Raw genomic sequence first — 19,238 nt, forward strand, 5'->3', positions numbered from 1 at the left:
TATTTAATTTGCGTTCACAACTAAATGGGTTCTACAGCGCCTTCACGGCGCCCAGCACCTTGGTCAGGGAGTCCTTGGCGTCGCCGAACAACAGCGTCGTTTGGGGTTCGTAGAGGAGATCGTTCTCGATGCCCGCGAAGCCGGGACGCATGGAGCGCTTGAGGAACACCACTTGCCGGGCATCGGCAACCTCCAGGATGGGCATCCCGTAGATCGGCGAGCCGGACGTGGTCTTGGCAGCCGGATTCACCACATCGTTGGCGCCGACAACCAGGGCAACATCGGCGGTCTTGAACTCGGAGTTGATGTCGCCCATTTCTTTCAGCGACTCGTACGGCACATTCGCCTCAGCGAGCAGCACATTCATGTGTCCCGGCATGCGTCCGGCCACCGGGTGGATGGCGAAATCCACTTCCGTTCCGCGCGATTCCAGCGCCAACGCAAGCTCCGCTGCCGTGTGTTGTCCCTGGGCCACAGCCAAACCGTAGCCGGGCACGATGATCACCCGTTGCGCATAGCCAAGGAGCACTGCCACGTCCTCGGCGCTGGACGAGCGCACTGGACGCTCGCTCACGGCGGTGGATCCCGCCGTCGAACCTCCCTTGAAGGCGCCAAACAGGATGCCGGCGACGCTGCGACCCATGGCCGCAGCCATGGCGCGGGTGAGGATGGTACCGGAGGCGCCCACCAACGTTCCGGCAACCACAAGCAGCACATTCCCCAGCACCAGGCCCGAAGCCGCCACGGCCAGGCCGGTAAAAGCGTTGAGGAGCGAGATGACGATCGGCACGTCGGCACCGCCGACCGGAAGGACCAGCAGGACACCGGTCACGAGTCCCAGGAACAGCAACACCAACGCCCAGCCTGGCGCACCGCTGGCAATAACCACCACGCCGGCAGCAACAGCGGCCAGCAACACCGCGGCCATCAGCACCGGAAGCCCCGGGAAGGTGACAGGCCGAGTGGTCATGATCCCCTGCAGCTTGGCAAAAGTGACCGCTGAGCCGGCGAACGACACCGCGCCAACCAGCAACGTGAACACAATGGCCAGGCGCACCCACGAGTCCTCCGTGTGGGGCAGCTCGAGCAGCGCCACCAATGCGGCCGCCCCACCACCGACGCCGTTGAACAAGGCAACAAGCTGCGGCATCTGGGTCATTTGCACGCGTCGTGCCACCGGCGCTGCGATCCCGGAGCCCACCACAATCGCCCCAAGAATCCACGGAATGTTGTCCAGCTTCACGGACAGGAAGACTGTCAACACAGCCACCAGCGCCCCGAATGCACCAATCAGGTTGCCTCTGCGTGCAGTTTTCGGCGAGCTGAGCCCTTTCAGTGCGAGGATGAAGCACACCGCCGCCGCGAGGTACAGGAGGGCGGTCCACGTCGGATTCAGGAGCGTCATGACCGACGCTCCCCCGCGGTCCGGCCCGGCTTGCCTGCCGGGTTAACGTCCGACGGCGGCCGCTGCCTTCCGTGGAACATCTCCAGCATGCGGTCGGTCACCACGAAACCGCCCACGAGGTTGGCCGTCGCCAGGACCACGGCCAAGAGGGCAACCACGAGGACCCAGATGTCAGTTGCCTGTCCCGCCACGATGATCGCACCCACCAGGATGATGCCGTGGATGGCGTTGGCCCCGGACATCAAAGGCGTGTGCAGGGTGCTGGAGACCTTGGAGACCACCTCGAACCCCACGAAAACCGCCAGAACAGTGATCGTCAGCAAGCTCAGGCCATCCATCAGTGCGCTCCTTCCGGTCCATGTGATTCCCCGGCCGTCTCCCCGGCGAGCGCGGCGAGGGCCTCCGCCGTCGGCGCGTGCCGGATGACGCCGTCGTGCGTCAAGCAGGTCCCGGCCACCACTTCGTCCTCGAAATCAAGGGCGACCACCCCGTCCTTCGCGACGAGCGCGAGCAGGTTGGAGACGTTCTTGGCATAAAGGCGGGACGCGTCGGCCGGCATGGCGGACGCGGGATCCTTGAGGCCAACCAGGGTGATGGTGCCCTGGCCGTCGGCGGTGGGAATGTGCTGGTCCTGCCCGGGAATGACGCCCTCCACGTTGCCGCCCGACTCCGCCGCCAGGTCAACCACCACGGAACCGGCCCGCATGCCCTGCACCATTTCGCGGCTCACCAGCAGCGGCGCCCTCCTGCCGGGTACAGCAGCGGTGGTAATGAGGACATCCGCCTGGGCTACGTGGGGTGCGAGGAGGGCCCGTTGCAGCGCACCCCGGTCGGCGCTGAGCTCGCGGGCGTATCCACCGGAGGCTTCGGCGGTTTCCAGGTCCAGTTTGATGAACGTGCCACCCATGGACGCGACCTCGTCGGCCGAAGCCGGACGGATGTCGTTGGCCGAGACGCGGGCTCCGAGGCGCTTGGCCGTGCCGATCGCCTGCAACCCCGCAACACCCGCGCCCAACACGAGCACCCGGGCGGGCGGGATGGTTCCGGCGGCGGTCATGTAGAGAGGGAAGAACCGCGGCAGCCGCATCGCCGCTTCGAGCACACAACGGTAGCCGGCCACCAAGGCTTGCGAGGTCAACGCGTCCATGGACTGGGCACGCGAAATGCGCGGCACCAGCTCCAGCGCGAACGAGGTGATACCGCCTGCGGCGAGCGCGCGGACGGTCGGCAACTCCGACGACGGCGACCCCAGACCCACGCTGACGGTGCCCCGGCGGAGGGCTCCCGCCGTCGTCGGATCCATGGGACGGACGTGGCAGTAGACGTCCAGCGTCCCGAGATCGAGTGAAGGTACGACGGCGGCCCCGGCCGCTTGGTAGTCAGCATCGCTGTGGCCGGAGGCGACGCCGGCGCCTGACTCGATCTCGACGTCGAGCCCCAGCCCCGTCAGTTGCTTGACCGTTTCCGGGGTGGCCGCCACCCGCCGCTCGCCGACGAGCGCCTCGCGTGCAATGCCTGCTTTCAACGCCGCCCCTCTCCGGAACCGACCAGAACGTGGTTGCCACGAGTTTATGCACGTGGGCGGGGCCGCGATAGGCGTACGGAGGTTTGAAAATGTTCGAATTCTGGAATTCGCACGCCGATGGCTGGAACATTGTTCGCAGGTGCCCTGAACGTATCCGGAACGTCTCGGAAGCTACCACCCCCTGGACCCCCAACGGGATACTCAACGAGGAGACCTTCCATGTCCTTTTCCCTGAATCGTCGTCAGTTGCTGCAGACCGGCGGAGTTGCCGGACTTGCCGCAGCCTTCGCTTCCATGTCCGCTGGAACGGCCAACGCCGCCCGGCCCTTGAACGCCTCAGGTCCGCAGATCACTGACCTCGGACCCGCCGTCGTGCAGTTCTCCTTGATGAGTTCGCTCCTGGTGGGCGACACCGTGTACATCGGTTCCCGCAACCTGAATCCAGTGCGGATCATCGGCTACCACCTGCCCACTGGACGGGTGACATCAAGGACCGATCTGGGCTCGGGTTACAGCATCCAGGCCCTTGCCGCCGATTCTTCGGGACGGTTCCTCTACGCCGGTGTGCTGCGGGATGGCATCGACGGCAAACCGAACATCTACCGCTGGGACTTGAGCACGCCCTCCTCTCCGGCGGTTGGCGTGGGCGAGACGGGCGACCGCGATATCCGGGCGCTCTCTGTTGCCCCGGACGGCAAGGTGTACGCAGCAGGCGGCGGTGTCACGACGACTGCGCCGTCCCTGTGGGAATACGATCCCGCCACAAATGCCACCACCAGTTGGGGCATCCCGGACCCCGGTGCGACCATCGCGCAGGCCGTAGCGGCGACGGCGGGGTACGTGTACTTCGGCACGGGCAGCACGCTCGGGGGCGGCAACGGATCCAGTCCGGGCCGGCTGTTCGCCTTCGACCGGACCACGAAGGCGTTCACCAACATCCTCCCGGCCGAGGTCGCTGCCGGAGTTTCCGTGACGTCGCTCAGCGTGCTGGACGGCCAGCTTGGCGTCGGCGTGAAGGGCCCGGGAAAGTCGGTCCTGATCAGCCTGGCGGACCACACGAAGTACACGATCATCGCCAAGACCGGTGTCATGTTCCGGCAGTTGGGGAACCAGGTGTTCTTCGTCAAGGAACCCGGAGTGTGGGCCTACAACATGACCACCAGGAAGATCACGCAGATCCTCACCGAGGACGTGGGCGCCATGTGGGGCCTGGACGTCTATCTCGGCAAGGCCCTGACGGTTTCCTCTTACGACGTGATCGAGATCGACCCCGTGGCCAAGACCGCGGTGAAGCACGACCTCACCGAGGCCGGAGCGCCCGGTGGGCCGCAGCTGTGCATGGGCCTGGCCGCAGGTGCCGGGGATGTGTACGTCGGCGGGACCGGCGTGATTGCACGGCACCAACTGGCTTCGTCCAATGTCTCCTATCTTCGTGCCACCGGTGAAGCGAAGGATGCCGTGGTGGTGGGTGGTGTGCTGTTCACGGGGCAGTACAACTCCCGCGGAATCCTTGCCTACGATCCCACCACCGGTCAGCTCCCCTACCAGGTTGCCGCGCTTCCGGCCGGCCAGAACCGGCCGTTGGATGTTTGTTGGGACGGCGTGAACGGTTTGGTGATCGCCGGCGCCCAGAACGACACCGGCGGCGGTGGCTGTTTCGCGGCCTACAACCCTGCCACTACGCAGGTCATCACCAAGGTGAACCCGATCGACAACCTCCAAATGGTCCGCGCGGTAGCCACCCGGAACGGAGTGGCATACCTTGGCGGCGACAACATCTACGCCGACGGCCCACGCAGCACCGTGGTGGCTTGGGATCCAGTAGCCAACCAGGAATTGTGGCGGATCGATCCTGGCCAGACCGCGGGCATCGCCGCCATGGCTGTGCAGGGAAAGTACCTCTACGGCATGTCGCGGCGGGCGGCGGGCCTGTTCGTCGTCGACCTTGAGACCCGGCAAGTGGTCCACCGCGGCGACCTCAGCAGCGTTTGCACCGACTTCGACGCCCTGCAAGCCAGCCGCGGCATTGTGTACGGCGTCTCGGACACCACCGTTTTCCGCATCGACCCCAGGACCTTCGCTGTGTCGGTGGTGGTGGCCGGCATCAACGGCGGCTGGTACAGCGGCCCGCACATCACCGCGGACGAGGACGGCCTCCTCTACACGCTGCAGGGGCCCAACCTGGTCCGGATCGATGACCAGCAGGCGATGCAGACGCTGCGTCAAGCTCAATAACCAGTAACAAGGGAGAACAGTCCATGGCAGAAGTCATCATCGTCCGTGACCAGGAAGGGGCGGGAAGCGTCGCGGCGGCGTTGTTTGTTTCGCAGCTTCAACGCAAGCCGGATTCCGTCCTCGGACTGGCCACGGGTTCCACGCCGCTGTCCACCTATGCTGCCCTGGGTGCGGCTGTCCGGGAGCTGGGGCTGGACGTTTCACAGGTGCGCGGCTTCGCCTTGGACGAGTACTTGGGAGTTCCACCGGAGCACCCGCAGAGCTACCGATCCGTCATTACCTCGGAGGTTGTTGTGCCGCTGGGGTTGACGCCTTCTTTGATCCATACCCCGAGGGGTTTCGGTGCGGATGTGGAGGCTTCCGGCGACGAATACGAGTCCGCCATCCTCGCCGCCGGTGGTATCGACATCCAGATCCTGGGCATCGGCACCAACGGGCACGTGGGCTTCAATGAGCCGGGGTCCTCCCTGGCATCAACCACACGGATCAAGGCGTTGGCTTCACAGACACGGGCGGACAACGCGAGGTTCTTCGGCTCCCTCGACGACGTGCCCACCCACTGCGTCACACAGGGTCTCGGCACCATTCAGCGTGCCGGGCAACTGGTTCTGCTGGCGTTCGGGGGCGCGAAGGCACCGGCGGTCGCGGCCGCTGTGGAAGGGCCTGTTTCATCGTCTGTCCCCGGATCCATCGTCCAGCTCCACCCACGCGCAACGGTGATCGTGGACGAGGAAGCAGCGGCCCTGCTGGAGCACGCCGACTACCACCGGCTGGCCCGCGCCGGAGTGATTGGGCTCGGGTAAGTTTGGAGGACCGGTTTTCAGCAGAGGGAACCGCTCAAAGGGGGCACCACCATGAGTCATACAAGCACGTCGCGATGGCAGTCATTTTGGGAAAAGGGCGGCTGGTGGCGGGCCGTGCTGCTGGCCGCCGTCTACTTTGTCCTCTACAACCTGTGCTCCCTGGCCTTCGGACCGCTGCTCGCGGGAATCTCCGATCCCGACGGTGCCGGGTTCATTCTCGTTGCCTACGCGCTGCCGATCCTGGTGGGTTGCGTCCTGCTGGTTCTTTTCGGATGGTCCGTCGGCTGGCTTCGTGAGCTCTTTGCCCGCCAGCCGATCGGTGGCCGCGGGTGGATGTGGATCGCCGTTGCTGTGGTGCTCGTGTTCAACCTCCTCCGCTTCGCGACCATCGACTACAGCTCCGTGGGGCTGGACGTCGTGGCCACTTGGCTGCTGGCCGGCCTTCTCATCGGCTTCGCGGAGGAAACTCTGACCCGCGGCTTCGTCATCAAATTGCTGCGCAGGGCACGGTACCGGGAGCTAATGGTCGCCGTCATATCCGCCGCCGTTTTCGCGGGACTGCATGCCGGCAATCTCTTGTCGGGGCAGTCCGTGTTCGTGACGCTCTTCCAGCTGCTGTACACCTTTGCGTTCGGCATCTGCATGTACCTGGCGTACCGGCTGACGGGGCGGTTGATCGTGCCGATCCTGCTGCACGCCAGCACGGATCCGAGTATCTTCCTCTTGACTGCGCACCCGTCAGAGGGAGCGCTGACCGCGATTGCCGGGCTGGGGAACATCGTGGTGATCGTCGTGGGCCTGGTGTCGTTGTTCTTCATCCGTGGACGTGTGGAAGCGCCGGAGGTGGAGACGGCGCTGCAGCGCCAGCACTGAGGGCTCCTGGGCAGGGGATGTGTCTATCCCTTCTTGAGCCTGTTCACCGGCAGGAACTGCTGGGGGTTGCTGGCGAGAATGCGCAGCGCGTCCATGGCGGGCGTCCGGTCGACCTCGTCCAGAAGTTGCCATGAACGGTGGCCCGGATCTTCAAGAACGGCTTGCAGTGTCAGGATGCGGGATCTGTCGCTGCCGCCCATCGCTTTCGCAGTGGACAGTGGCGTCTTGATGGTGGCGCACAAGACTACGGCGTCGTCGAGGTGCCGGTCACGGTCGCGGGAGTCCTCCCGGTAGGCCGCGCCTTTCAAGACCAAGGCACCAAGCTGATTCGGGATGCTGAGGAGGACGGGCTCGTCGTCATCGACTACCAGACGGCAGTTGACTGTCCGTTTCAGGGCCTGCGTACCGGCCGGGACCTGGAAAGCCTTGCGGCCGCCGATGGTGGGAATCTTGGACTCTGGCAGGTGATCGGCGATCATGACGTCGATCTGCTCTTCGCCGCGGACAAAGCGGTGCGCCGGGGCGTCGTGGTCGATCGACTTCTGCAGTGCGTAGCCCAGCCTGGTGAGTACTGCTGTCACGGACGACGTCGTTGCTGCTCCGGTCTCGATGTGCAGAACGATGTCTATATCGGCGGTCGGCCGGGAGACAGTTAGGCCGGCGGCCGCGGAGTGCAGCTGGACCATGAGGCCACCCACAAGCGTCCACTGGGTGGAGGGCAGCGCCTGGGCCAACTCGACGCACTGTGGCCAGGGGGCGCCCCAGCCTCCCGGCGGTACGGGGACCTCCCAGATTTCCCGGCCATCCGCCGCCTTGGCCACTTCGGCGAGGTCAAACTCAGCCACGCAGCAGCTCCTCAATGATGCGTCGTCCGGCGTTTCGGTCCCGGGTTGCCAGTGATCCCATCAGGTCCACGGCGATGGCGGCAACGGGTGTCCGACCTTCGGCGAATGGCTGTTCCAGTTCGACCTCATGGATGATGGCGTTACCGGACGGGTCCTCGACGAGGCCTAGTGAATCAGCCAGGGCCTTGGCGTCGCCAGCCATAACGTAGCCTTCAGCAAGGCCGCTTCCGCCTACCATTCCGAATTTTTTGGCAGTAGCTTCGTCTCGCATGGCGGCCGCTCCACTGGCGATCAGGTAGTCGTTGAGCCGCTCCCGTGCTTCCACTGTCGCCCTGTACCGGACGGTGCGGTCCTTGTGCCGGGCCAGGGCACAGACCGCGGCGGCATCGAGTTGCCTCAGTCTGCTCTTGAGCCGTGACTTCTCCGAGGACGAGATCCACTCGGGGTTCTGCCCGGACAACATTGCGAGCGCCGCCCATGCCGTCTTGGCTGTCCACGCCCTGCCGCGTCGGGTGCCAACTGCGGACAGCCGCTCGACGGAGGCGGGGTCGAGGAGAATCGACCGCCCCACTCGTCCTACGACAGCGAGCTGCCCCGATTCCACAAGTTGGCGCACCGATACCTGGGTAATGCCAAGACGTTCCGCGGCCTTTGCCGTTGAGAGTCCTCCGAGACTTGACATACTCTAATGCTTTCTCATGGCAGCATTTGTGTCAATGCAGTAAAGCTTCTTTGAGAAGGCAATAGAGTGGCCTACGCGTGCCCTAGTCCTCTTCAGCCGCCCTCGACGACTCCCGCACAATCAGCTTCGGTGCCAGGTTTACCCGCCGCAGCGCCGGGGTAAGCCCACTCCCCTGTTTGCCGGCCAGCCGCTCCATGCACATGGTGACGGCGGTATGGCCGACGTCCCGCTTGGGCGGCGCGATGGAGGTCAACGGCACAGCCGCCAGCTCAGCCACCTCGTCGTCGTAGGCCACGATGGCGAAGTCCTGCGGCACGTCCATTCCAGACTCCTCCGCAAGGTGGATCAGCGTGATGGCTTCTTCGTCCGGGAGCACCAGGGCAGCAGTGGTGCCCGTCCGCCGGCAGTCCGTCAGGAACCGCGAGAACTCGGCCTGGTTGTTTCCGCCAACCGGGCCGAGCCGGTCATATTCCATGACGGGCGCGTCACTCTCGAGTCCCAGCTTGGCGACCATTCGCGCGTGGCTGTCCCTGAGCCACGGCGCCGTAGGGCTGGTCGCGACGGCCAGTGCAATCTTGCGGTGCCCCTGCACCGCCAGGTGCTCCATGGCCAGCTCTGCGCCATAGCTGTGATCGGACATCACCGACTCAAATGCCCGGCTGGACCGCTCTACCAGGACCACGGGGATCTTGAGCCCTGCAAGCAGCTCGAACGTCGGCGATCCCGGCTCTACGGGACCGGCCGAGGCCAGGAGGATGCCGTCCACCGAGTTGGCGACCACCCGCTGCAGTTGCCGGTACTCGTCCTCCACGGAATAGTTGCTGACCCCCAGAATGAGCCGGGCATTCAACGTCCGGGCCGCGGCTTCTGCTCCCCGGATGATCTCGGGAAAGTAGTAGCCCGTGGTCGGCACGATCAGCCCGAGCGTGGCAAGGGGCTGCCGGGACCTCCTGTACTCGGCCTCCCCGGAACGCTCTGAAGCATTCCTCACCGCTCCTCCGTGGACCCGACGCAACAAGCCTTGTCCGGCCAACTGCGTCAGGTCCCGGCGGATGGTCATGGTGGAAAGCCCGGTTTTGGCGGCAAACTCGTTCACACTCAACGTCCCGCGCAGTTCCAGCTCGCGCAGGATCTTCCCATGGCGTTCCCCGCTGAGCATGCCGACTCTCTTTCCGAGCGAAGTGAAGTTCGAACAACAGAAGTTCAAACAAGCATAGGTGACCGAATGTACGCGATGTGAGGCCCGCTTTACGCGCTATCCCGAGGCGGTGGGATGTAGAGCGGGCCTCACAACGGACTACTTCCGGGGGTGGTCGTCGATCCGAACCAGGTTTCGTCCGCGCATCGTGTACAGGTAACCGTCCTCGTCATTGTTGATGTGCGAGCCGCTGTACCAGCCGCCGTCGATATCCGCCACGACCGTGGCCACCGCGAAAGTCTTGGGATCGAAACGGAAGACGTGCGTATTGGAGACGCCGTAGACCATCCCACGGTTGGTCACCAGGGCGGCGAAGCCGTAGCTGACGGCGGAGATATCCGAGCGGTGCACCACCGTCCGCTTGGGCAGGTCGATCACAAAGAGCCCGCCCTTGCGCGTCACGCCGTAGAGGTACTTCCCCTGCACAGCCAGCGCGGAGATGCCGGCTCCCGATCCAGCATCCAAGCGCCACAGCTCCTTGCCTGCCACGGGGTCGAACGCCACTACGGTTCCGGCGCCGTCGAGCCCGGGATTGCCACCGCCCAGATAGGCGATCCCCTCCCGGGAAACCACGGCACGCAGCAACTGCACCTTGTCGATCGGGTTGACGAAGAAGCCCTTCTTTCCGGTAGCCGGGTCATAGGTCCAGAGCGATCCGCCACCCTCCGTGTCCGCCTGCGCCGCCACCAGAACCAGCTTGTTGACCTCGTCCCAGCACACATCCAGCGGCCGGTTTTGCTCCTTGGGGAACTCAGCCACCTGGGAAATCGCCTTGCCAGTACGGGGATCGTAGCTCCAGATACCCTGCCCGCTGTACTGGCCTGTGAACAAAACGCCATCCACCACCACGGCATCCTTCGCTTCACCAGGTGCCGTCAGGTTGGTCACCACTCCGGTCTTGAGCGATCGGCGGGAAATGACGCCGTTGCCGCCTACGTAGACGTAGCCCGCTCCGGCTGCGATGCCCATGACGGTCTGGGGATCGGACGGGGCTCCGGCCTCGCCAAGGTCCGTGGTTTTCGTGGCACCAGTGATCGGATCGATTTCCGCCACGAAGCCGTAACCGGAAGTCACCAGCAGCTTGCCATCGCGCGCGTCGACACCCCAGATCTCGCCCAGGGACGGGCCCCGGTACGGCATGGCAGAGATCGCGTTGCCCACGGGATCGTAGGCCAGAAGGCCGGTCTCGTTGGCGAAGTAGACGTTCGCACCCTGGGCTGCGAAGTTCTTGGCGGTCTTCCCTTGGGAAACCACCACGGCATACGACGCCGGATCGGTGACACTAAGTGCCGCGACCTTGGAGTTCTCCACCGAGCCAGCAGAGGAAACGATCAGCTTGTCCCCCACAATGCCCAGGTCCCGGATGCTTGGGTCAACCAGCATTTCCTTGGGGGTGACGTTTTTGAAGGCCTTGGTCCCACGGTCGTAGGCGAACAGGCACGCCCGGCTGGCCCCTCCGCCACCGTTGAGGGTGCTGCCCGCACCGAAGAAAACGGTGATGTCGGTGGCCGCGACGGCCCGCGCCAACGTGGCCCCGGGATCGGGAATTCCCAGGCTGGCGATTTGAGCCGTTGCGGGATCGTACTCCCAGAGCGCGGGAGCCGTGGGACTCCCGCCCCCGACCACATAGACCCGGCCGTTGGGTGCGACACTGATGTCCCGCACGTCCCGGTCTCCAATCCGGCCCAGCTCCGTCGCTTTGCTGGAGGGGTTCGAAAGGTCCCAACGGAACAGGTTGGGCTTGGTCCCCGCATCCTTCTGCAGAACACCGGCGTACAGGTACTTGCCCGAGGCATCGGCGGCAAGGGTCTGGATTGAGTGTCCGTTGCTGAGTTCGGTTTGTCCGGTCACCTTGCCGCTGGGGACGTGGAACGCGATGATCCGCACGGGGTCCAGGTTCCGCGAACCGATGTACAGCGTGTCGCCCACCAGGAGGCCGCTCATGAGCGAGAACTGCACGACGGCGGGGCCCAGGTCCAGTATCTCCGTCGCCTTTCCGCCGGGCTTGTCTTGAGCCGAGGCCGACGCCGGGTGGCCGGCCACCAATCCAAGCGCGGCAGCGAGCGACGCTGCTCCGCCCGCCTGCAGGACCAGCCTTCTGCTGATGTTCGATGTGTCCATGGGAACCCCTGTTTCGTAGATGTGGGTTGGGAACGTGTCCGAAAGGTCTAGCAGCCATAAAGAGTCGCGTCCAGCAATTTTGTTCGTTCAAACAAAATTGGCCGCGACAGAGCCTACCTTCTGCTCAAGAAAACGCGGATAGCAATCCAAGCTGAATGTTTGAAAATGTTTGAAACATTGAAGATGTTCGAACCAGAAGCTTTCATGGATTCACTGACATGTGGCCCCAACCACAGACCCTCCCTTCGCATCGCAAGTCTTCAAAGGAGAACACCATGAAGCGTCGCCAACTCTTGGCAGGAGTGGCAGGCCTCGCCGCCAGCACGCTCCTGCTCGCAGCCTGCGGCACAGGCCCAACCCCTGCAGCAGCGCCAACACCCACCGAGGACCCCAGCGGTTCCATCACCTTCTGGTCATCGCTTGCCGGCATGGACAAGGTGGCCGCGGCCTTCAACGCCAGCCAGGACAAGATCCAGGTCACGTTCGAGACCATCCCCAATGGAGCGAATGGCGGCTATGCCAAGCTCTCCACCGCGATCACGGCCGGCAACGGTCCGGACGTCTCCACTATCGAGTACCCCCAGCTGCCACAGTTCGTCAGCAACGGACAGGTAGTTCCCATGGATGGCTTGATCGACAAGGCCTCCACAGTGGACAAACTGACCGACGAGACCAAAGCCCTTGTCCAGTTCGGCGACAAGACCTTCGGTCTGCCCTACGACGCAGCCCCGATGATCATGTGGTACCGCAAAGACATGCTGGCGAAGGCCGGCGTCGAGGTCCCCAAAACCTGGGACGAATTCGAAGAGGCGGGCAAAAAGCTTAAGGCCGCGCAGCCCGGCGCCTACCTCGCAAGCTTCAATCCGAACGAAGTAGCTGCGAGCACCGGCCTGGCGTGGCAGGCGGGCGCCAAATGGTTCGGCACTGAGGGCGAAAGCTGGAAGGTCGGCATCAATGACCAGGCAACCAAGAAGGTGGCCACGTACTGGCAGAAGCTGATCGACCAAAAGATCGTCAAGGTCAGCCAGGCCTACAGCGATGAGTGGAGCCTGGACCTGGCCAACGGCAACGTGGTGGGCGTCGTGGGAGCGAACTGGAGCGCAACCGGCATCCAGAAGCGCACGGAAGCCAGTGGCCAGGAAGGCCAGTGGATCGCAGCCGAGCTTCCCAACTGGGGCTCGGAAGCCGGCGCCTTCTATGGCGGCTCCAGCTTCAACGTGACCAAGAGCAGCAAGAACCCGGCAGCGGCCGCGAAGTTCGTCGAGTTCCTCACCACCAATCCGGAAGCAATCAAGGCCCGCGGCAACACAGGCTCGGCATTCCTGGCCTTCCCGGGTCTCACCCCCGTGGCACAGAAGGCCTACGACGCCAGCTACTTCGGCAACGACATCTACGCCGTCTTCGATAAGGCCTACGGCACCATCACGCCGGGGTGGCAGTGGGGACCCAACTGGGATTCCACCAACACTGCCCTCAAGGACGCCTACGGCAAATTGACCACCGGTGGCACTATCCGTGAAGCGGTGGACACCGCCCAGACAGCAACAGTTGACGGCCTCAAGCAATCGGGCCTTTCCGTTACCGAGTAGCCACCTCGCCGGGAGCTTCCCACAAGAGGCTCCCGGCCAGCTAGGAGAATCCCATGGCCATCCAGGCCCCCACCAAGCGCCGCCAAGGCCGCGCCCTGGCAGGAACCGGCGGAGCAACAGCAGCGTTGTTCCTGGTCCCGTTCTTTGCCGTCTTTGCCCTCGCCATGATCGCCCCGGTGATCTACTCGCTGGTGCTGAGCTTCCACGCACAGCAAAAGTCCGGGCTCGGGTTCAGCGAGCCCAAGACTGTCTTTGTCGGCCTGGAGAACTACCTTCAGGTGTTCCAGTCGGAGACCTTCATGGAGGGCATCGGCAGGCTTGCCCTGTACTGCCTGATCTATATCCCGGCCATGGTGGGCGGCGCCGTGGTGTTCTCCTTGCTGCTGGATGCCACAGTGGCCAAAGCCAGGAAACTGTTCCAGCTCCTGGTCTTCCTCCCCCACGCTGTTCCAGGCGTGATCGCTGCCCTGATCTGGGCCTACCTTTACACTCCGGGTATCAGCCCCCTGGTCCAGGTGCTGCAAGGCGGCGGCATTCAACTCAACTTCCTGGACGCGCACCTGGTACTGCCTTCCATCGTCAACATCGGCGTGTGGGAGTGGACTGGTTACAACGTGATCATCCTCTTCACCGCGCTTCAGGCTGTTCCGCGGGAAATCCTTGAAGCAGCCCGCGTTGACGGCGCCGGCGAGATCCGTGCGGCCGTCAGCATCAAGTTCCCTCTGATCCTGCCAGCCCTCAGCGTCATCATGCTCTTCACCATCATCGGCACCCTGCAACTCTTCACGGAGCCATCCATCATCTCCAAGGCAACGGCATCGGTGACCAGCACCTGGGTCCCCAATCTCTGGGCCTACGACGCGGCGTTCATCAGGCACAACCTTAACCAGGCGGCAGCTGCTTCCATCATCATCGCCGGTCTCGCTGCGGTCCTTTCCCTCATAGTCACCCGCTTCAGCTCGAGGATGAACAAGTCATGAGCACCTCCACACTTTCCCGCCCCCGGGGTACGGCACAGCAGCCCACGCCACGTAACAGCAAGCGCAAGCCACACAATGCGGGCTTTGCCAGCAAATTCACCGTCAACGGGCTGCTGGTCATCGGCTCCGCCTACATGGTGGTGCCCGTCCTCTGGCTGGTTTTTGCATCCACCAAGAACGCTGCGGACCTCTACGGCACCAGCGCTTATGCCTTGGGGAACTTCTCCCTGTTCGACAACATCGCGGCGGTGGCCCGGCAGGATGATGGGCTGTTCTTCCGCTGGCTGGCCAACTCGGTTCTGTACGCAGGTGTTGGGGCGGTGTTCGGCGGCCTGATCTCCGTGATGGCCGGCTATGCCTTCGACAAGTTCCAATTCCGTGGCAAGAACTCCCTGTTCGGCTTCGTCCTGGTGGGCGTGCTCATTCCCAACACCGCCACAGTCCTGCCGATGTATCTTCTGGCTTCGGTTTTCGGCATCACCAACACCGTTTGGGCCATCCTCATCCCGGTGCTCTGCAACCCGTTCGGGGTCTATCTGGCCCGGGTGTATTCCGCATCCTACGTCCCGGGCGAAACCCTGGAAGCCGCACGCATGGATGGTGCCGGCCCCATCCGCAGCTTCTTCTCCCTGGGACTGCCCATGATGATGCCCGGTTACATCACCATCGCCCTTTTCCAGTTCGTGGGCGTGTGGAACAACTTCATGCTGCCTCTGGTGATGCTGCAGGACCAGAAACTGCTTCCCGTCAGCGTGGGAATTTCCATTTGGCAGGGCTATTCGGTCCCACAGCCGGAGTTCACGCCGATGGTGATCACCGGCTCGCTGTTGTCCATCATTCCGCTGTTGGTGGCTTTCATCCTGCTGCAGCGCTTCTGGAAATCCGGCCTTACTGCAGGGAGCGTCAAGTGAACCACACCCCGTTGAACGTCGCCCTGGCCATGGGGCCGGGCGTTGCACCGCGGATCTTTCCACCCAGCACCCTTGCCAAGCTGGCCCCGGACCTCCTCCTCCTGAACCAAGAGCCCATGGAAGAATTCACCAGCCAAAGCTCCCGGGACATCCTGGCGGCCACGGACATCCTCATCACAGGCTGGAACTGCCCTGTCATCGACCAACCGGTCCTGGATGCCGCACCCCGGCTCCGGTACATCCTCCATGCCGGCGGGACCATCAAGCACCATGTAACGGACGCCTGCTGGGAACGCGGCATCCGGGTCAGCACGGCCGCTGAAGTCAACGCCATCCCCGTTGCCGAGTACACGGTGGCCATGATCCTGCTCGCCAACAAGCGGGTCCTGCAGTTGGCCCGGAAGCTGCACTTGGAAAAGGAAGCAGTGGAACCGGACCGCGCGTTCCCCGACATGGGCAACTACGGCAAGCGGGTGGGCATCATCGGCGCCTCGAAGATCGGCCGCCATGTCATCCGCCTCCTGGCACCCTACGACCTCGACGTCGTTGTCTGCGACCCCTATCTGGACGATGCCGCGGCAGCTGCCATCGGCGTCGAACGCGTTGGCTTGGACGAGCTCGTGGCGACCTCCGACGTCGTGAGCCTCCACGCGCCGTCGTTGGCGTCCACCGAAAACCTCCTGCACGCCGGGCTGATCGATCAACTGCGGGACGGCGCGACGTTCATCAACACTTCGCGGGGCGAGCTGGTGGATCAGGACGCGCTCCTGGCGCGCATCCAGGAGGGCACCCTCTACGCCGTCCTGGACGTGACAACACCGTGGATCCTGCCGCGGGACTCCGCCTTCTACTCCCACCCCAATGTGCTGCTGACACCGCATATCGCCGGTTCGTTGGGAACCGAACTTGAAAGAATGGCGGCGAGCACCATTGAAGAGGCCCTGAGAATTGCCCGCGGCAAGCCACTGCTGCATGCCCTGCACGCCAAGGATCTGGCCTTCACGGCGTGACTCCGGAGACGGCGTCGGGCACAGGCCAGGGGCTGCGCTATATCCGCAAGTCCACTAGGGTCGATTGAAGCGGGTCAACCCGCCACCACACCGTCGACGAGCCGGTTCCGGCCGTGCCGTCGGAAAGGAACGCCGCTATGGACACTTTCAAAATCGGTTACTTCGTTGGAAGCCTTGCCAGCAATTCGATCAACCGGACACTCTCCAAAGCGCTGATCAGCGTGGCACCACCCGAACTCGAGTTCCATGAGATCGAAATCAAGGACCTCCCCCTCTACAGCTCCGATTACGACGCCGAATTCCCGCCCGCGGGCAAGGCATTGAAGGACGCGATCGCAGCCTCGGACGGCATTCTGTTTGTCTCCCCGGAATACAACCGCTCCATCCCCGGGGCCCTCAAGAACGCGATCGACTGGGGTTCCCGCCCCTGGGGCACCAACTCCTTCGCCCGCAAGCCCACCGGCATCATCGGCGCTTCGCCGGGCGGCATCGGCACGGCGGTGATGCAATCCTCCATGCGCAGCGTCCTGAGCTTCCTTGACGCGCCGCAGCTGAACGCGCCTGAGGCGTACATCCGCTTTGTCGCAGATGCTTACGACGCCGACGGTTCGGTCCGGGATGAAGGTACCGCTGCGCTGTTGCGCCACTACATGGCGGAATACAGTGCGTTCGTGCAGCGTGTCTTGGCGGCCAACGCTCCGGGCCACATTGGCGACCAGGAGCCGGATGCGGACAAGCTGAGCCGCTAGGCCGGGCACGGGTGCCGCTTTTTGGCGAAGGCGGCACCCCCGGAACATCCATTGCACCAATTTAGTCAGTATGCTTACGAGTATGAGGATTCGCGAACACGCCCCCTACTCAGGAGATACCGATGCTTCGTAAATTAGCCACGACCACCCTGGCACTGACCCTTTTCACCGGATTCATGGCCTCCACCGCCGTCGCAGCCAACGCCACGACCCCAACGGCCGTCCAGACGCAGGGCCGCGTCGGCGCCACCACGGCGACGCCGACGCCGGAACCCAGCAACCCATCCGGCCCCTCAACGCAGAAGCCCACCAACCCCGCCCCCTCCTCGGGAGCCCCAAGCACCCCCAACCCGGCCGGCAGCGGACCCGCCAACCCGGGAACAGGAGAATCCGATCCGCAGGAGCAGAACCGGACCAGCGCCGTCCCCTGGGTCCTGGCGGGCGTCGCAGCCGCGATCATCCTCGCGCTGATCATCTGGACCCTGCGGAACCGCCGCGGCCGCGACAAGGGAATCAACGACGAACGCTAGGCCAGCTTCCCGATAAGGCTGGCCTCCAGGTTTTCCAGCAGGTGCCGCGGGTTGTCATAGACTTCCGCGGCACCTGCGTCACGCAATTCGGCTTCGCTGATTCCCCCGCAGGTGAGGGCAATCACGGGGATTCCAATCGCAGAGCCGGCTTTCACATCCCAGACAGCGTCGCCCACAAAGACCACGTCCTTCGGCGTGAGCTTGAGCTTCTCAAGGCACGCCTCAAGGATGTCCGGCGCGGGCTTGCTTTCCTTGGCATCGTTGGAGCTGGTCCACGCATCAATGGAGGAACCGGCGTCGAGCAGCTTTCGGCTGACCTCCAGGTCCCGGTCCTGCGCCGAGGACGCCAGGCCGACGGCCAGTCCGGCTTCGGAGCATGCCGCCAACAGGTCCCGGGCGGCGTCGAAAGTCCGCAGGGCGGGCCAAAATGTGGAGAAGACTGCGCTGTGCGAGGACTTCAAGGCCTCCTGCAGCTCCTCGGTGGATTCGGGAACCAGGCTCTGGATGAGCCGGTCGCCGCCCATTCCCACGCAGCGGTGGATTGCCGACATTTCGACGTCGTACCCCTCGCGCCGGAAAGCCTGCCACCACGCCATGGCGTGGAAATAGCTCGAATCAATGAGCGTGCCGTCCACGTCGAACAGAACGCCGCGCGTCTTTGCGGTCGATTCACTGCTCACAGCTGACCACCTTCGATTGCTTGCGTGCACCCTGGTCCGCCAGCGCGGAATCGATCGCGGGTTCTTCCAGCATCAGCACGGCGTACCGTTCTGCGGAGCCGGTTTGAAGGAGGCCAGTGCCTGCTACTTCACGGATGGCAGCCACCCCTCCCACGGCCTCATCCACCGAAGAGAACCGCTTGGACAGACCCATCAAGGTATCCGTGCCGTCCACCATCAAAACCCGGTATCCCCCATCAGGCGTTTCCACCAGTTCCAAGCGCCCGGCCATCACTACCTCCTCGTGTTCGATGAAAAACAGCTTAGTAAGACTACTTAGTATAGTCCCCTGGAAATAATCCGTAACGCGGGAAATAGGCGTCTGCAACTTCTTGTTGGCGTGACTATGACAACAATCGGAATTATCGGTGCAGGACACATTGGCAGCCAGGTTGCACGCAAGGCAGTGGAACTTGGCTATGACGTCGTGATCAGCAACTCACGAGGTCCGGAAACGCTCAGTGGGCTCGTAGCGGAACTAGGCCCGCGCGCCCGCGCCGCGACGGCAGCCGAGGCAGCAGCGGCAGGCGATTTCGCCGTCGTAACAGTTCCCCTCAAGAACTACCGTGATATCCCGGCGGAACCGCTCGAAGGCAAAGTCGTCATCGACACCAACAACTATTACTGGGAACGTGACGGCCGCATTCCCGAGCTCGACAACGGCGAGGCCACAACGTCCGGACTGCTCCAGAAGCACCTCCCCACGTCCAAGGTGGCCAAGGGCTTCAACCACATCTTCGCCAAGGACATCACCACGGACGGCACCCCGGCCGGGACCGACAACCGGCGCGCACTTGCCACCGCGAGCGACTTCCCGGAGGCGTCCGAGCTCGTCACCAGGCTTTACGACGAATTCGGCTTCGACACCGTCAACATCGGCCCACTGGAAGACAGCTGGCGCGTAGAGCGCGACCGCCCGGCCTACGTCATCCGGCAGAACGCCGACGAACTTCGGGGGAACCTCCCCAAGGCGACCCGGACCGTCCAGTAACGCACGACGGCGGGCAGGCGGCTTACGCTTGCCCGCCGCGCCAGTGCCGCTAGCCCAAGCATTTCTTACTTC

At 63.9% G+C, this 19,238-nt stretch carries 19 protein-coding genes; 10 read left to right on the forward strand and 9 right to left on the reverse strand.

From position 1 onward, the window contains the following. Nucleotides 1-31: 31 nt before the first annotated feature. Genes ACFUOZ_RS16220 through ACFUOZ_RS16230 form a run of 3 tightly spaced genes read right to left on the reverse strand, consistent with a single transcriptional unit; the run spans nt 32 to nt 2,930 of the window. Nucleotides 32-1,405 (reverse strand): NAD(P)(+) transhydrogenase (Re/Si-specific) subunit beta, encoded by a 1,374-nt coding sequence (locus ACFUOZ_RS16220; protein ID WP_377549951.1) that lies wholly within the window; start codon nt 1,403-1,405, stop codon nt 32-34. Then, on the reverse strand, nt 1,402-1,743 hold the full coding sequence (locus ACFUOZ_RS16225; RefSeq protein WP_377549953.1) for an NAD(P) transhydrogenase subunit alpha: 342 nt from the start codon (nt 1,741-1,743) through the stop codon (nt 1,402-1,404). The genes ACFUOZ_RS16220 and ACFUOZ_RS16225 overlap by 4 nt, the downstream gene beginning before the upstream one ends. Continuing rightward, entirely contained in the window at nt 1,743-2,930 is a 1,188-nt protein-coding gene (locus ACFUOZ_RS16230) for an NAD(P) transhydrogenase subunit alpha (protein WP_377549955.1), read from the reverse strand. Before ACFUOZ_RS16230 ends, ACFUOZ_RS16225 begins: the two co-directional genes overlap by 1 nt. Before the next feature lie 219 nt (nt 2,931-3,149). Between ACFUOZ_RS16230 and ACFUOZ_RS16235 the strand changes: the two genes are divergently transcribed. From ACFUOZ_RS16235 to ACFUOZ_RS16245, 3 genes are read left to right on the forward strand one after another with little or no spacing between them, the layout of a single operon-like run. Beyond that, complete coding sequence (locus ACFUOZ_RS16235; protein WP_377549957.1) at nt 3,150-5,165, forward strand: hypothetical protein; 2,016 nt, start codon at nt 3,150-3,152, stop codon at nt 5,163-5,165. A 23-nt stretch (nt 5,166-5,188) separates the two neighbouring features. Further along, the gene (locus tag ACFUOZ_RS16240) at nt 5,189-5,968 is read left to right on the forward strand and encodes a glucosamine-6-phosphate deaminase (protein WP_377549959.1); all 780 of its coding nucleotides are present in this window, start codon (nt 5,189-5,191) and stop codon (nt 5,966-5,968) included. 51 nt (nt 5,969-6,019) lie between these two features. Then, entirely contained in the window at nt 6,020-6,841 is an 822-nt protein-coding gene (locus tag ACFUOZ_RS16245) for a CPBP family intramembrane glutamic endopeptidase (RefSeq protein ID WP_377549961.1), read from the forward strand. Nucleotides 6,842-6,864: 23 nt separating this feature from the next. On the opposite strand, the gene ACFUOZ_RS16250 is transcribed toward ACFUOZ_RS16245, so the two are convergent. From ACFUOZ_RS16250 to ACFUOZ_RS16265, 4 genes are all read right to left on the reverse strand, one after another. Continuing rightward, nucleotides 6,865-7,686, reverse strand: coding sequence for a hypothetical protein (locus ACFUOZ_RS16250; RefSeq protein ID WP_377549963.1), 822 nt, complete (start codon nt 7,684-7,686; stop codon nt 6,865-6,867). Continuing rightward, entirely contained in the window at nt 7,679-8,368 is a 690-nt protein-coding gene (locus ACFUOZ_RS16255; RefSeq protein ID WP_377549965.1) for a DNA-binding protein, read from the reverse strand. Before ACFUOZ_RS16255 ends, ACFUOZ_RS16250 begins: the two co-directional genes overlap by 8 nt. Nucleotides 8,369-8,450: 82 nt before the next feature. Further along, on the reverse strand, nt 8,451-9,527 hold the full coding sequence (locus tag ACFUOZ_RS16260) for a substrate-binding domain-containing protein (RefSeq protein WP_377549967.1): 1,077 nt from the start codon (nt 9,525-9,527) through the stop codon (nt 8,451-8,453). 138 nt (nt 9,528-9,665) lie between these two features. After that, complete coding sequence (locus ACFUOZ_RS16265) at nt 9,666-11,687, reverse strand: PQQ-binding-like beta-propeller repeat protein (RefSeq protein WP_377549969.1); 2,022 nt, start codon at nt 11,685-11,687, stop codon at nt 9,666-9,668. Nucleotides 11,688-11,962: 275 nt separating this feature from the next. Here ACFUOZ_RS16265 and ACFUOZ_RS16270 point away from each other — a divergent pair, with 275 nt between their 5' ends. The 6 genes from ACFUOZ_RS16270 to ACFUOZ_RS16295 all read left to right on the forward strand — a co-directional run bounded on the left by ACFUOZ_RS16270 (nt 11,963) and on the right by ACFUOZ_RS16295 (nt 17,456). Beyond that, nucleotides 11,963-13,276, forward strand: a complete 1,314-nt coding sequence (locus ACFUOZ_RS16270; RefSeq protein WP_377549971.1) for an ABC transporter substrate-binding protein — start codon at nt 11,963-11,965, stop codon at nt 13,274-13,276. Between the two features lie 53 nt (nt 13,277-13,329). After that, nucleotides 13,330-14,256, forward strand: a complete 927-nt coding sequence (locus ACFUOZ_RS16275; RefSeq protein WP_377549973.1) for a carbohydrate ABC transporter permease — start codon at nt 13,330-13,332, stop codon at nt 14,254-14,256. Then, the gene (locus ACFUOZ_RS16280) at nt 14,253-15,167 is read left to right on the forward strand and encodes a carbohydrate ABC transporter permease (protein ID WP_377549975.1); all 915 of its coding nucleotides are present in this window, start codon (nt 14,253-14,255) and stop codon (nt 15,165-15,167) included. Before ACFUOZ_RS16275 ends, ACFUOZ_RS16280 begins: the two co-directional genes overlap by 4 nt. After that, the gene (locus ACFUOZ_RS16285) at nt 15,164-16,177 is read left to right on the forward strand and encodes a hydroxyacid dehydrogenase (protein ID WP_377549977.1); all 1,014 of its coding nucleotides are present in this window, start codon (nt 15,164-15,166) and stop codon (nt 16,175-16,177) included. Before ACFUOZ_RS16280 ends, ACFUOZ_RS16285 begins: the two co-directional genes overlap by 4 nt. A gap of 137 nt (nt 16,178-16,314) precedes the next feature. Further along, on the forward strand, nt 16,315-16,926 hold the full coding sequence (locus tag ACFUOZ_RS16290) for an NADPH-dependent FMN reductase (RefSeq protein ID WP_377549979.1): 612 nt from the start codon (nt 16,315-16,317) through the stop codon (nt 16,924-16,926). A 122-nt stretch (nt 16,927-17,048) separates the two neighbouring features. Then, a complete protein-coding gene (locus ACFUOZ_RS16295) occupies nt 17,049-17,456 on the forward strand; it encodes a hypothetical protein (protein WP_377549981.1) in 408 nt (135 codons plus the stop codon). Here ACFUOZ_RS16295 and ACFUOZ_RS16300 read toward each other — a convergent pair. Further along, nucleotides 17,453-18,136, reverse strand: coding sequence for an HAD family hydrolase (locus tag ACFUOZ_RS16300; protein ID WP_377549983.1), 684 nt, complete (start codon nt 18,134-18,136; stop codon nt 17,453-17,455). The genes ACFUOZ_RS16295 and ACFUOZ_RS16300 overlap by 4 nt on opposite strands. Further along, a complete protein-coding gene (locus ACFUOZ_RS16305; protein WP_377549985.1) occupies nt 18,126-18,407 on the reverse strand; it encodes a hypothetical protein in 282 nt (93 codons plus the stop codon). Before ACFUOZ_RS16305 ends, ACFUOZ_RS16300 begins: the two co-directional genes overlap by 11 nt. Before the next feature lie 114 nt (nt 18,408-18,521). On the opposite strand from ACFUOZ_RS16305, the gene ACFUOZ_RS16310 reads away from it, so the two are divergent. Beyond that, nucleotides 18,522-19,166 carry an NADPH-dependent F420 reductase gene (locus tag ACFUOZ_RS16310; protein ID WP_377550089.1) on the forward strand — a complete coding sequence of 215 codons (645 nt, stop codon included), beginning with the start codon at nt 18,522-18,524 and terminating at the stop codon, nt 19,164-19,166. Nucleotides 19,167-19,238: the final 72 nt, after the last annotated feature.

The organism is Paenarthrobacter sp. NPDC057355, from assembly GCF_042667405.1.
Classification (GTDB): Bacteria; Actinomycetota; Actinomycetes; order Actinomycetales; family Micrococcaceae; genus Arthrobacter.

Bases quoted from the DNA above. Each gene is read 5' to 3' on its own strand.
- ACFUOZ_RS16245 (WP_377549961.1), top strand. From the start codon at position 6,020: ATGAGTCATACAAGCACGTCGCGATGGCAGTCATTTTGGGAAAAGGGC.
- ACFUOZ_RS16220 (WP_377549951.1), bottom strand. From the start codon at position 1,405: ATGACGCTCCTGAATCCGACGTGGACCGCCCTCCTGTACCTCGCGGCG.
- ACFUOZ_RS16225 (WP_377549953.1), bottom strand. From the start codon at position 1,743: ATGGATGGCCTGAGCTTGCTGACGATCACTGTTCTGGCGGTTTTCGTG.
- ACFUOZ_RS16235 (WP_377549957.1), top strand. From the start codon at position 3,150: ATGTCCTTTTCCCTGAATCGTCGTCAGTTGCTGCAGACCGGCGGAGTT.
- ACFUOZ_RS16270 (WP_377549971.1), top strand. From the start codon at position 11,963: ATGAAGCGTCGCCAACTCTTGGCAGGAGTGGCAGGCCTCGCCGCCAGC.
- ACFUOZ_RS16240 (WP_377549959.1), top strand. From the start codon at position 5,189: ATGGCAGAAGTCATCATCGTCCGTGACCAGGAAGGGGCGGGAAGCGTC.
- ACFUOZ_RS16275 (WP_377549973.1), top strand. From the start codon at position 13,330: ATGGCCATCCAGGCCCCCACCAAGCGCCGCCAAGGCCGCGCCCTGGCA.
- ACFUOZ_RS16280 (WP_377549975.1), top strand. From the start codon at position 14,253: ATGAGCACCTCCACACTTTCCCGCCCCCGGGGTACGGCACAGCAGCCC.
- ACFUOZ_RS16255 (WP_377549965.1), bottom strand. From the start codon at position 8,368: ATGTCAAGTCTCGGAGGACTCTCAACGGCAAAGGCCGCGGAACGTCTT.
- ACFUOZ_RS16305 (WP_377549985.1), bottom strand. From the start codon at position 18,407: ATGGCCGGGCGCTTGGAACTGGTGGAAACGCCTGATGGGGGATACCGG.
- ACFUOZ_RS16295 (WP_377549981.1), top strand. From the start codon at position 17,049: ATGCTTCGTAAATTAGCCACGACCACCCTGGCACTGACCCTTTTCACC.
- ACFUOZ_RS16290 (WP_377549979.1), top strand. From the start codon at position 16,315: ATGGACACTTTCAAAATCGGTTACTTCGTTGGAAGCCTTGCCAGCAAT.
- ACFUOZ_RS16310 (WP_377550089.1), top strand. From the start codon at position 18,522: ATGACAACAATCGGAATTATCGGTGCAGGACACATTGGCAGCCAGGTT.
- ACFUOZ_RS16265 (WP_377549969.1), bottom strand. From the start codon at position 11,687: ATGGACACATCGAACATCAGCAGAAGGCTGGTCCTGCAGGCGGGCGGA.
- ACFUOZ_RS16260 (WP_377549967.1), bottom strand. From the start codon at position 9,527: ATGCTCAGCGGGGAACGCCATGGGAAGATCCTGCGCGAGCTGGAACTG.